Annotated in this window: 13 protein-coding genes and 1 pseudogene; 1 reads left to right on the top strand and 13 read right to left on the bottom strand. The window is 36.8% G+C overall.

Going from position 1 to position 12,800, the window contains the following annotated elements; translation table 11 throughout:
- Positions 1–15: 15 nt before the first annotated feature.
- From M3210_RS10900 to M3210_RS10870, 7 genes are all read right to left on the bottom strand, one after another.
- On the bottom strand, positions 16–1,566 hold the full coding sequence (locus tag M3210_RS10900) for a response regulator (RefSeq protein WP_251514297.1): 1,551 nt from the start codon (positions 1,564–1,566) through the stop codon (positions 16–18).
- Positions 1,544–3,007, bottom strand: a complete 1,464-nt coding sequence (locus tag M3210_RS10895; protein ID WP_251514295.1) for a sensor histidine kinase — start codon at positions 3,005–3,007, stop codon at positions 1,544–1,546. The genes M3210_RS10900 and M3210_RS10895 overlap by 23 nt, the downstream gene beginning before the upstream one ends.
- Positions 3,004–3,981, bottom strand: coding sequence for a substrate-binding domain-containing protein (locus M3210_RS10890; protein WP_251514293.1), 978 nt, complete (start codon positions 3,979–3,981; stop codon positions 3,004–3,006). Before M3210_RS10890 ends, M3210_RS10895 begins: the two co-directional genes overlap by 4 nt.
- Before the next feature lie 254 nt (positions 3,982–4,235).
- A complete protein-coding gene (yfkAB, locus tag M3210_RS10885) occupies positions 4,236–5,366 on the bottom strand; it encodes a radical SAM/CxCxxxxC motif protein YfkAB (protein ID WP_251514291.1) in 1,131 nt (376 codons plus the stop codon).
- A 243-nt stretch (positions 5,367–5,609) separates the two neighbouring features.
- Positions 5,610–6,215, bottom strand: coding sequence for a hypothetical protein (locus M3210_RS10880; RefSeq protein ID WP_251514289.1), 606 nt, complete (start codon positions 6,213–6,215; stop codon positions 5,610–5,612).
- A 14-nt stretch (positions 6,216–6,229) separates the two neighbouring features.
- Complete coding sequence (locus M3210_RS10875; RefSeq protein WP_251514266.1) at positions 6,230–7,402, bottom strand: ParM/StbA family protein; 1,173 nt, start codon at positions 7,400–7,402, stop codon at positions 6,230–6,232.
- Positions 7,403–7,838: 436 nt separating this feature from the next.
- Complete coding sequence (locus M3210_RS10870) at positions 7,839–8,198, bottom strand: winged helix-turn-helix transcriptional regulator (RefSeq protein ID WP_251514254.1); 360 nt, start codon at positions 8,196–8,198, stop codon at positions 7,839–7,841.
- Between the two features lie 289 nt (positions 8,199–8,487).
- Here M3210_RS10870 and M3210_RS10865 point away from each other — a divergent pair, with 289 nt between their 5' ends.
- Complete coding sequence (locus tag M3210_RS10865) at positions 8,488–8,910, top strand: GlcG/HbpS family heme-binding protein (protein ID WP_251514252.1); 423 nt, start codon at positions 8,488–8,490, stop codon at positions 8,908–8,910.
- 79 nt (positions 8,911–8,989) lie between these two features.
- On the opposite strand, the gene M3210_RS10860 is transcribed toward M3210_RS10865, so the two are convergent.
- From M3210_RS10860 to tnpC, 6 genes and pseudogenes are all read right to left on the bottom strand, one after another.
- Positions 8,990–9,640: a hypothetical protein gene (locus tag M3210_RS10860; RefSeq protein ID WP_251514250.1), complete on the bottom strand. Its 651-nt coding sequence runs from the start codon at positions 9,638–9,640 to the stop codon at positions 8,990–8,992.
- 202 nt (positions 9,641–9,842) lie between these two features.
- Positions 9,843–10,559 carry a sulfite exporter TauE/SafE family protein gene (locus M3210_RS10855; RefSeq protein WP_251514248.1) on the bottom strand — a complete coding sequence of 239 codons (717 nt, stop codon included), beginning with the start codon at positions 10,557–10,559 and terminating at the stop codon, positions 9,843–9,845.
- A 306-nt stretch (positions 10,560–10,865) separates the two neighbouring features.
- The gene (gene rhuM / locus M3210_RS10850; RefSeq protein ID WP_251514401.1) at positions 10,866–11,162 is read right to left on the bottom strand and encodes a RhuM family protein; all 297 of its coding nucleotides are present in this window, start codon (positions 11,160–11,162) and stop codon (positions 10,866–10,868) included.
- Positions 11,078–11,701, bottom strand: coding sequence for a RhuM family protein (gene rhuM, locus M3210_RS10845; RefSeq protein WP_251514245.1), 624 nt, complete (start codon positions 11,699–11,701; stop codon positions 11,078–11,080). The genes rhuM (M3210_RS10850) and rhuM (M3210_RS10845) overlap by 85 nt, the downstream gene beginning before the upstream one ends.
- 18 nt (positions 11,702–11,719) lie before the next feature.
- Entirely contained in the window at positions 11,720–12,100 is a 381-nt protein-coding gene (locus tag M3210_RS10840; protein ID WP_251514243.1) for a helix-turn-helix domain-containing protein, read from the bottom strand.
- A 96-nt stretch (positions 12,101–12,196) separates the two neighbouring features.
- Positions 12,197–12,800: pseudogene (gene tnpC, locus M3210_RS10835) on the bottom strand (IS66 family transposase); the annotation flags it as partial.

Here is a 12,800-nt window from a genome sequence, read left to right as displayed (position 1 = left end):
CCATTCACCCCTTTTCTATGTCCTTTCCGTCTTAGCAACCAGCAACGACTTTCTATATTCGGTCGGAGATACTCCATATACTTTTCTAAAAACCTTGCTAAAGTAATTCGGGTCTTGATAGCCAATCTCAAACGTAACTTCCTTTAAACTTTTTTCAGGATCCAACATCAACTTCCTTGCATGCTCTAAGCGACATTCTGTCAAAAAGGTAATATAGTTCACACCTAACTGTTCTTTAAAAAGCTTACTAATGTAAATAGGGCTCAGTTTGAACTTTTGCGCAATCCCATCTAAGGAAATCTGTTTATGCGAGTTTTCCACGATATACTGCCTAACCTGTTTAATCGTGTCATCTTCCACTTGGTTCTGGTATTTGATGAAAGACTGCTTCATTTGGTTGAGCAAATGAAGCGACTCCGTTCGCAATTGTTTAAAATCATTTATTTGTACAAAATATAAAGGGGAATCTAGTTCAACTCCGATCTCATTCAACACCCTTGAGGCAACCCATAGTATTTCCAAGACTCGTTGCTGGGCTTCTAAAAGATGGACACCGTTTTTTTCATGAAACTCAATAATACCTATTATTTCCTCGGAAATATCCTGCCATTGACCATTTCGAATTTGATCAAACAATTGACTTTCATGCTTTTTCGAATGATATCCTTTATTAATCGTATCAGCTACTGGAATATCAGAATAAAAACGATATTTTACAGGTAAGGAGCTGTCTTTCGTAGCTATAAGTGATTCTTGGTACGATTGACGTATCGTGTCCAATGAATGACAGACATTCCCTATTCCGATGAACCAACCTTCTTTATCAGTTGTGTTTGCTACAGATAAAACCTCTCTTGCAAGTGTAATCGCTTGAGAGCGAAAAGACTCATCAGGTTTCCTAAACACAATAATAGGGATTTGTCGTCCATACAATGTACCAACCCATGCACTTCCTATTTTTCTGACACGTTGTTTAATTTCTGCATACAGACTTTTGGAATCATGCGGTAATAAGATACTCATCACAAACTTTTCACTTGTCATCGGTGTATCTAATAATTCCACTAACTCCTCCAAATGGACTTCATGTACATGGTCGAATAATAACTGTGTTACAACATCCGTTTCTACGATTGTTAATGCCTTCTGTAAAACAGTTTGTTGCTGGAGGCTCTTTTCCTTTGATTTCTTTTCCTCTTTTATTTTGCTCATCACTCTGCTGACCGCTTTTACGACTTCACTTGCTTTACTTGGCTTGAGCAAGTAATCTTTCACACCTAACTTCATTGCCGATTTGGCGTAATCAAATTCAGCATAGGCCGTAATCATGATAAACTTGATGTGGGGATCTATTTCCATCATTTTCTGTATCGTTTCAAGTCCGTTCATTCCCGGCATCTTAATATCCATCAACACCAATTCTGGCTGAAATGTAATAGCCTTTTCTAATGCAATCTTCCCATTTCTTGCATCTTCAATTTGAATCTCGGGGAAGTTCTTGGATACTATTGCTTGTAATCCTTCCCTCACAATCTGTTCATCGTCAACTATCAGGAGTCGTTTCACTGTCTTCCACTCTCCCCGTTTTTGGTATTTTCAAAATAATCTTTGTTCCGATTCCCACTTTGCTTTCGATATCAAAAACATCATGATTGTTATAGAACAAACTTAATCGTTTCACGACATTACTAATCCCGATTCCCGTAAAATGCCCTTCCGACTTTGTCTTTTTCAATTGAAGCATCTGCTGTACTTTTTCTTCCGTCATCCCCGGCCCATCATCTTCAATTTCTATTCTCACATGTTCAAGCTCCTCGATAATGCGGAACCAAATACTTCCTCCATCTTCAACCGGCTCGATCGCATGTATGATAGCGTTTTCAACAATCGGCTGTAAAGTTAACCGAGGAATTTGTACGTCTAAACACGATTCATCAATATCCAAATGAAATTGCAGCCGATCAATGAATCTTGTATTTTGTATATTCATGTATTGATTCAATACCTGCACCTCTTCAAAAAGCGAGGCGGAATTCTCCAGCTTGTTCAGATTATAGCGCAGAAGCTCTGCAACATTGACTAACAGATCACTAGTTTCTTCTGCATCTTCTATATATGCCTTTTTAGATAGCATGTCCAGTGTATTATAAAGAAAGTGAGGGTTGATTTGACTTTGCAAACTACGAAGTTGACTTTCTTGCAGTAACAGTTTGCTTTGCTGAAGCTCATTTTCCAACTGTGCCTTCTGTTTGATTTCAGATAAATAATTATTAATATTAATCCGCATCTTATCGAACATTTTAGCTAAAAATGAGATTTCATCATTTGAATTAACCTCCACCTCTAAATCAAAACGTCCTAAAGACAGCTCATGTGCTGCTTGAGTCAATTCATTGATTGGTTTTGTTATTCTTTTGGAAAACAGATGCGCAAATAACAATAATAACATCGTAATTAGAGGTAATAACCAAATTCCCAGTTTGAGTAACTCCTCTGAATTGTTAATCATGCTGCGGTAAACACGTTTATACGTATTGAGTTCCTTGTCGATGATCGTAAGAGTCATTTCAGAAATATATTTTGAAATACGACTTGCCTCTGACAGCGCATTCAAATAATCTTCTGTTTGTTGCTCTGAACGTGCCAAAACAGATTGTTCCATGATTTCAACTAAACTATCTATTAAATTTTCATAGCTTGTCAGTACATAATTATTATCCGTATTCCTGAATTTCATGACCTCGTCCTTCGTGCTGAGGATCTTAGTTTTACTTTTATTTATCTCATCCAAATTAGCTGCTGTTGGATCAATGATATAATTATTGAGGGTTGCCACAATTTGCTGACTTTCATTAGTTACCTCATTCATTATTAAATAGCGTTCTAGTATATTGTTGTACTGGTACTGCATTTTTTGATTGTAATAGGTTAACGAAGTCCAAATAATCACCATAATGAACAAAACAGCTATTACGAGTACCAGTATCTTTTTCTGGATACTGTTCATTTTTCATCATTCGCCTTTATAATCTTAATGTCCGTTTGATATCCTTCCAAATCAAGGGGCACTTTCTTATTATTAAGCCAGTCCAAAATCAGCTTCACACTCATCTTTCCCATCTCTTCAGGGGCCTGCTCAATGATTCCATCAACCTTCCCCTGTTTTAGTAATGTGATTGATTCATAATCATCATCAAAAGAATAAATAAAATAAGGCTCAATTTGTGATCTTCTTTCTATCTCATTAATCATGGCAGCAAGTATTTCCACGTTGACTACGATAAAAGCATTTATATTAGGATTTCGGTTCAAGACATCTTTCGTAGTTGCAATGACTTCTTTCCTCGTATCCTCTGTTTCAATATAATGAATATCGATAGTTGGATACCTTTGCAGCACCTCTCTAATGCCTTCTAATCGCTGTTCTTGGAAGTATTGATGCTGTTTATCAATCATAACAGCTACTTCTCCAACCGTGCCCATATCTGCTATTAATTGCTCCCCAATCATTTTTCCAGCCTCATAATGGTTCGATCCTACATATGATTTCCTAAGACTATCTCCCATCGGAACATCATTGGCAACAGTTATAATAGGAATTCCGTATGAAGCAGCTTTTATTTTGGTCAAGTTTTTAAACTCATCTGTGTCCAGCCCTTGTAGAATAATTCCATCCATTTGTGAATAGATAGCGATTTCAATTTGCTTCAAAAACTCTTCTTGATTGTTGCCGTAGCTTCCCCAAACTTCTAGACTAACCCCTTCCTTCTCCGCTTCATCCATTGCACCAGTTGCAACCTTGTCCCAAAAAGGAGTCTCAAGTTCCTGAGTGATTAATACGAGTCGTTGCTTCGTATCCACCTGTTCTGTTGATTGAGGCAACTCCCAATCCGTCTTAAACACTTTACTTGCTGACACAATCGTAAAATAAGATAGGGTAAGACAAACACAAATGAAGATTACGATAGCTAATTTACGCAATAAAACCCATCACCCTTCGTCATTGCCATTTCATTGTTTTTGAGCACTTCAGTCTCAAGTTAGTAATCTTTTTAAATGAGTATATCATTCTAGCACCGTTATTTGAATAAGCACTAGATTGGTGAGGGATTTGAGGTTATATTTGGTATATACCGGGAGAAAGATTTCAATAAAAATAGAGTGATTCACCAATTTTAGTGGATCACTCTACTAAAAGCTTATCAACATTAATTTTAAGTTGGTTTCATACCAATTTAAGGGGCTGTAATACTCGCTTTTCTTTTACTGAAATCAACATCTTCGTAATACGTGTTTTTCACTAAGATATTCGGACCAAGACATTTTACTGCAGGACAGTGGCAATTCAAACTTTTCGCCGTTTTGGTGCCCATCCATTTATCATAAGCCTCAAGTAAGGTCGTCGTCTGGATATTGCCAAGCGTTGGCTCATCGCCAAAGTCGGTTACAATAATGTCTCCACTGAAAATATTTACATTTAAGCGGGAACGTCCGTCTGGATCATTTCTTAATGATACATTTTCTTCCCGGTACAAACGCTTGAGTAACTCTAAATCCTCTGGATCACTGTTGCATGCATAAAAAGGTAACGTACCAAATAACATCCAAATATCTTTCTGGCGATGGTCCAGCAAGCGAATGATTCCTTCTCTCATTTGATCCAGCGTCAACGTTTCTAAATTACTGGCAAAATCAACGGGATACATCGGATGAATTTCATGACGGACACATCCCATTTCATTTACAATTTGATCATGGATTTGTTCGAGATAAGGGAATGTCCTTTTGTTCAACATTGTTTCTGCTGATACCATTACACCTCGATCAGCAAGTCGCTTAGAGTTTTCAATCATGACGGCAAACAAATTTTTCCTGCGCTCGATGGGAGCTTTCCGATCCATGTTTGCAAATCCGATTTCAGCAAACTCCTCTGCTGTTCCCCAGTTATGTGATATATGCATCACATCAAGATAAGGTATAATCTCTTCATATCGATTAAACGGTAAAGTTAAGTTAGAATTCAGCTGTGTCTTCACACCTCGCTCTTTTGCATATCGCAGCAAGGGGACGACATAGTTTTTAACAGACTTTTTATTCATCATCGGCTCGCCACCTGTAATACTGAGCGTACGTAAATGAGGTACTTCATCCAATCGCTTCAGCATTAATTCAATTGGCAGTGCATCCGGATCACTCGGCTGCAGTTGGTAACCAACTGCACAATGCGCACAACGCATATTACACATCACTGTCGTGGTAAATTCAATATTTGATAACGTCATTTTTCCAAATTGTTCTATATCCATATAAGCTTCCCATGGGTCACTTGTTGGCGTCATCGGTTGCATCGGACTAACCGTTTTCATTTAAATCCCCTCCATAGCTTAAAACTGCACCGTCATTGAGTTTATCATACATTTCCTCAAATAGACCAACAATTTCCAATGTAGTCCTATACTGGAAATTGAAGCAATTCCACTCTTAAAAGTCTTGTCATGATATACTTTATTAAATGAGATTAATGATTATTCAACGATAGCTTCCACACAAAATAGGATTATTGGTTTTGCGTATTGTGCAATACCAATAATCCTATCTATTCATACCATTTATTTATTCATTTCTGCTAGAAAATCCCCTAAAAGACTATCCAAATCCTCTTCGGAGTCGTCTTCTTCCGTGTTAGCGGAATCATCCTCATTCACTTTCTCCAATACAAATGAATCGATATCGTCGTCTGACGGATTCAAGTCATCTGCTGAAGGCGTTTTCTCTGAAGAAGGGGAGGGGGTTTCCATGTTTACTTCTTCTATTGGAGGTACTCCCATGTCAATTTCTTCTTGGAGATATAAAGCTTCATCAATATCCAGGGAACTACTATTCAATGATGCAAGCAAGGAAGCTGCTCGGGCAGGATCTGATAATAGCTGATAAACAATGCTCCCCAGCAATGCCTCCGAATGTTCATGTTTTAGCCAATTCCTCTGATGCTTCGTTAATTTGTGGGGGAGGGGAATAGTAATCACTTCTTTTTCCCTTGAGAGGGATTGACCAACCCCCTGCAATACAAACTCAGCAATCTTACTGGAAAAATTCCTTCTTTCCGTTTCTTTTAATTTCTGGAGATGCTTTAATAAATGATCAGGCGTATCAGAGGGGACGCGAAAAGAAATCGCTTGGCCCCTTTTCACCTCATTTGAGACAGACTTTTTCACAAGATCACCTTACTTTATTTTTTTACTGGCTCTTTTGGTGCCTTTTTCTTCTCTGTCTTTCTTACATGATCGGTAATAAGCTTATAATATGCGTTTGCCATCATCCAAATGCTCTCTTTTTCATCTTCAAAGAATTCGATATTATATCCGTCCAGATTATTATTTAATGTTTTTAAATAATCCTTCAATACGTTCGATCCACCACCAACGAAATAACAAATCTCTGTTTGTGAATTTTTAAGCCACATATTGCGTAGTAAACGATATTGCTTCTTAGCTAATTCCAGCAGGATGTGGTCTGTAATATCATGAACGCTAGTACGATTTCCTTTAACCATAATATGATTACGGTTATTTTTTCTTGTGATGATATCAACGACATCACGACGGCTATCTAATTCTATTCCGTGTTTAGACCTTATTTCTTCTCTTATCGACTCTAGTGCTTCAGAAACGCCGAGATTAAATCCTTGCGCTTTATCATCATCAACATTCCGGTTACGAATTACCGCTATATCCGTTGATAAGCCACCAATGTCTTGGATTAGAATTCTCTTATCAATTAAATCTTTATTAATAACTTTAAGGTCATTGTCCATCACAAGATTAATATAAGCAGCAAAGCCTTCCGGGTACACTTTTACTTCATTAAATTTAATGTTCACTTTTAACCCTTGGAACTTTGGTGTAACAAGAAACTCTACCTGGTGTACAGATCCTGCCAATTTCGAACGATATCCAACATCCTTACCTTCTTTCACTTCACGAAGGGGGAGGCCAGTTCCTAATGTATAATTAGCATCGATAACATTTTTTTCGCGTGGGAAAACCGACTGATTTTCTTCCCTTGCTGCATCCAACGCCAACGTAGCCAACAGCATCACTAGTGGTTGGTCTTCTTCTGATTTGCTGCTTCCTGGATCCAACTCTTCTGCACTACCACTTTTAGTCGCTAGATGACCCACTCGGTAAATTGCATTATTTTCCTTTAGAGCTGGAGAATGTACTTTTAAATGGATGCCCTCTAGAGGATCTTTATTATCTAATTCCTCGATTCCAATAACTGGACGATCTTCTGTATCCCTCGCTATGATGTTCGGGATATTCACTTCATAATCTAATTCTCCAAAGATTGCTTTGATTGAATCATTACCAACATCAACTGCTGCAATTCTCGATTTAGTCATCCATCATCATTCCTTTTCAATTAATATTTTTCCTCGCATTATCCGATTATGAGAGACAATACTTATTTCTAAGAAGAATCTAAAACCCTTAATCACAGATTCTGTTACAAACATTCAATGTAATAAACACACAAAGTGAGTTTCACTTTAAACTATTCTCTATGTAAACTCTTTCTGTGTATAAAAAGCATATATGAGTTTAATAGATTCTTCAATGATAAATACTGATTTGAAATAAATTTGTAAACTTGTATACAAACTCACTCTGATTGTATACATTTTCGTAAACAATAACTACATTTTTGTATACATGTTGATATAACACTGAGTGTACAAATATGTACACACGTAAACATATTTGTACACATAAAGTTTACGCATTTGTATACATGTATACGATTTTGTTGACAAGTGTATTTTTTACAAGAATAGCCATTTAGCTCAAATAGTACTTAATATTTTTCTTCCCCCACTCTTCCATTAGTAGAATGATCGGCATGAGACTTTTACCTAATTCTGTCAATGAATACTCCACCCGCGGAGGAACTTCAGGAAATACTTGACGGTGTATAATCCCATCCTCTTCCAACTCCCTAATTTGAGTGGTCAATACCTTATGTGTAATTTTAGGAAGCAATCGTTTAATCTCACTAAATCGCAATTTCCCTTCTGTACCTAGATAGTAAATAATGATTATTTTCCATTTACCACTAAAAAGGGATAAGGTTAATTCCTTTTCACAATTAAACTCACCATTTGCAATTTTCCTTTTAACTTCAGACCTTAACTGTTCCATTCGCTCCTCCCCTTCCCTATATTCTAAAAGTATCCTTTAAGTAACCTTCTCACAAAAAAGTGCGTTCTTCCACTAAAAGGAAATACACTTTAGAATTGTATAAAGATAGAGAATGTTAGTTTAACTACTGTTGCAGATTAAGATATAGATTTGCACCAGTAAGAAATCTCGTAAGGGAAAAAGAATAGGAGATGGTAGCTAGCAAGGAACAAGGTGATTGTATCTCAACCAGATCTTAGACATGCCGAATTGGATTAATAAATAAGTTATTAAATGAGGAGGCAAACATATGACTAACATTACATTAGAACTGGCAAAGGAAATTATTGCAGGTGCTGAACAAGAAGCAAATAAGCTTGGGGTTTCTATGGTAATTTCCGTAGTGGATAATGGAGGAAATCTGATTGCAATACACCGGATGGATGATGCATGGCTAGCAAGTATCGACATTGCTCAAAATAAAGCATGGACCTCTGTAGCATTAAAAATGCCAACAGCAAATCTAGCTGATGCAACTGTTCCTGCAGCTGAACTTTACGGGTTGAATACAACAAATAATGGGCGGCTTGTCGTCTTTGGAGGAGGAATCCCTCTTGTCATCGACGATAAGGTAGTAGGGGCAATTGGAGTCAGTGGAAGTACTGTGCCTCATGATGTACAAGTTGCAGAAGCTGGTTTGAGGTCTTTTCAAAATAGACTATCGTATCAATAAACTATAGTAATTAGTTTGTTTATGGTGAGGAGTCAGCGCATGATTACTGACTCCTCCAGTTACACTATATAAAGTATATCTATAAATCTATTTTTTGCCCGTTAACTTTAAACTCAGTTATTTCAGCGATCTTAAAATCATCTCTGTGTTCAATTATGTAGGAAATTCTGTAAGTTTCTCCATCAACGGATATCTCTTGATGTGCATATGTGGTTAATTTTTCATCGTCAAAGGTAGATCCACCGCCAAGTGATTCTATATTTTCTCCCACGATGTTTTTTTCGAGGATTTCAGTAGTTAATTTATGAGAATTCTCTGATAAAATAGCATAGTTACCCATGTCACCATACCATTTTGCACTAACGATCTCTAACCAATCAGACCACAGCTCTTCAGGATCTTCTCCGTATTCTTTGGCTATCTCGTATACAGTTTCCCGATCACCTGAGAAATCATCTATAGCATTTAATCTTGTCATAATAATGTCGTACCACTCTAGATCTTCTTCGGTAAGATTTCTTAGTCTATTTACTTCCGGATAGAAGGTTGTTGTGATTTCATCCGCTACAATACTTCTTTCTTCAATTTCTTCATCTAATTCTACAGTTTCTACCCATGTCTCGTCCGTTATCTTCTCGAAACTATCTTCCTCGTCAGTCATCTCAGAACAACCGCCTAATACTAAGCCTAACGTTCCAATTAATAAAAGTTTGTTGACAGTAACCCCCATTTTCTTCCCCCCACTATATTAATACAAAAAAACATAACTAATGATTATAACCATATTAGCAGAAAAGGACGGAGATAAGTCATTATTTTACAAATGCTTTTCTCCGTCTTATCATTAAAATACAGTAAAAACCTCATTTACTTATGGTACGGCTCAGCATTTTGGTGTGGTAGAACAGATATTGTTACCTTATTGATTATAATCATCTCAAACTCTCAATCAGCAAGTAAATCCCCGTAAACAATAAGATTATATATGTAAATATTCGAAAAATATTTTGATTAATCCTTTTAAATAATAGTTGTCCCAAGTACAATCCTACAAATACCAAAGGTAAGGCCCATAAACTCGATACCCAGATTGTCTTATTTGTTCCAGCAAAAGTAACTTGGATGATTAAACTAACAAAATATATAAATAAATAAAAGGCTAGTGTAGTACCTCTTAATTTTTCTTTTTGAGTCTCTGTTCCTGAAAAATATAATAATAATGGCGGTCCGGGCATACCTATACTTGTTGTGAATGAACCTGATAGTCCACCAACAATTAAATCTTTCTTCTTATTTTGGTTAATTCGGAACTTAAGAATGAGCATTATTGTTAATACTATGATAATAAGGCTCACTCCCAACTTTAATCTATTTATTTCAACTAACAAGAAGATCATAATTCCAATGGGCAGACCAGTAACACTTCCTACCATAAATCTTCGAAGGATGCCAAAATCAATATCCTTTCTAATTTTCATTATTAATGCACTAGAAATAATTAAAGACAATATTAAGTTTATTTGAATTGCCTCAATAGGTTCAAATATTAATAGAAGGAATGGAGTAGCCAAAATTGAAAATCCGAATCCTGTACTCGTTTGAAGTACGGAAGCGAATAAAATGATTATAATAAATGCTATTATCTCCATAAAACACCCACTTTCCTATAACCAAAAAATAAAGATACCGTTAATAAACAGTATCTCTTCTACAACTATTTTAACATTTCATTAATTGTTAAACTATCCAAAACTAATTCCACTCTCTGTATACCACTATTTGTGATACGGTTCACTATTTTTAGTGGTAAGATTAATATTACCACCACTTAATAATCATCACTCTCGTAGAAAATTCCACGTAGGTGAGAAGTTTGTAACTACCTATAACCACAAAACTACCTCTTCAAATTATTATTCTCAATAAATTTATCAAAATCATCAAATGAACTCTGCTCAATACGGGTTAAATTTCTCATATTCTTGAGTCGCAATCTCATCTGCAACGGCTTTCGATACCTTTCCAGTATTTTCAAGAATATCACGATAATTAAATTGTAGAAATGCATTTAATTTATCCATCCAATCCTTCATATACATTGGACGTTGTCGCTCCGCTTGGTCCTCAGTATAGTCTAAATACATTGTAACAATTCGATTAAGCGACTTTAACTCTTTTTCAGACAAGTAGTTTTTAGCAACAGTAACATCTCGCTTGCGTACTTTATCACCTTTCCAAGAAGTAAGACCCATATTTTCCATCTCTGCATCTGCTCTATCTTAAATGAGCTCAGCAGCCGTTTCCCATGGATTGCAAAATGTAATTTATTTTGAACCGTTGCAAAGAATTCCTGTGTTACTTCCGCTTTAGGGTCATAATCTACTGATGTAGCGTAAATGTCTGTAATTTTTTGATAGAATCTTTTCTCTAAGGCACGAATATCACGGATTCGTTCCAGTAACTCATCAAAATAATCCTGTCCAAAATTACGCATTTCTTTCAACCGATCGTCATCCATTGTAAAACCTTTGACAAGGTATTCATTTAAGCGTTCTGTTGCCCATTGACGGAACTGTGTGCCTCGATGGGAACGAACACGGTAGCCGATTGCGAGGATCATTTCAAGATTGTAGTGTTTCGTCTTATAATTTTTACCATCCCTTGCAGTTGTAAAGTAAAACTTGACAACTGAATCCTCATCTAATTCCTTCTCTTCAAAGATATTTCTTATATGTAGGCTGATATTCTGCTTAGTCGATTGATATAATTCCGCAATTGCCTTCTGTGTCATCCAAACTGTTTCATTTATCTAACATCTATTTTTCACGGTTCCTCTTCCTTTACTAGTAGATTTTATCTCTTTCCCACTAGTATACTGATTTATCCATTGACATAAAACCGAATGAGATGAAATATTGAACTTTTCACAAGTCGTTCTCAAACTGCCTTCTCCATTTAAATAAAATTCAACAGCTTCCCTTTTCAGCTCGCTGGAATATCCCTTCCATGTCCTCGAATCCTTTAAACCATCGCCCCCATTTTCTTTGTACTTGCGAACCCATACGTTAATCGTCGTTCGGTCGACAGCGTATTCTTTAGCAATCCTGCTTACAGACACGCTCCCCTCCATCACACGTAATACTGCCTCTATCCTTTCATTTAAAGTATGGTTACTTCTCCTTTTAGACATAGAAAATGCCCCCAATACAGTAGTAGAGAATTTTTATTATTTCTCTGTCCACTGTATTGGAAGCATATCATTTTAGATGTGGACTATTGTTATGATTTATTTAGTTTTATTTGGTACACGACATTCCGCTGAATGGACGGTGACCAAGGTAGTAGTTGATCCAATTTCGGTTTGTCAGTCATGTCCATATTTGGCAGCTGTTCAAATAAATATTTCAGGTAATTAAATGGGTTTAATCCGTTTTCCTTCGCCGTCTCCACAATGCTATAAATAATTGCGCTGGAATTAGCTCCCTTTGCGGTATTGCTAAACATCCAGTTTTTTCTTCCGATCACAAACGGCTTTATAGACCGTTCCGCCCGGTTGTTATCGATTTCCAGACGACCATCCTCTAAAAATACCACTAAACGGTCCCATTGATTACGACAATATTTGATTGCTTGCCCAAGTGCACTTTTCGGCAATACCCGGGGGGTTTGTTCACGGAGCCATGCTGAAAAAGCATCCAAAATGGGCTGGCTGCGTTTGAAGTGACCCCAAAAAGTTGGTTACAGAATGCTAGACCTTCCTTCACCTTTACGTGGGTTGTTTTCGCCGATTCAGGAAGAGCCTGAAGGGCTTCCGTGAATTTGTGTCTGGCATGCGCCAAACAACCAACCAAGGTAACTCCAGCTATACCATTGTAACCTGCATAGCCATC

It is taken from the genome of Oceanobacillus luteolus, from assembly GCF_023715655.1.
Classification (GTDB): Bacteria; Bacillota; Bacilli; order Bacillales; family Amphibacillaceae; genus Oceanobacillus; species Oceanobacillus luteolus.
The sequence above is the reverse complement of the archived record's forward strand: the minus strand, read 5'-3'. Positions and strand labels throughout refer to the sequence as shown.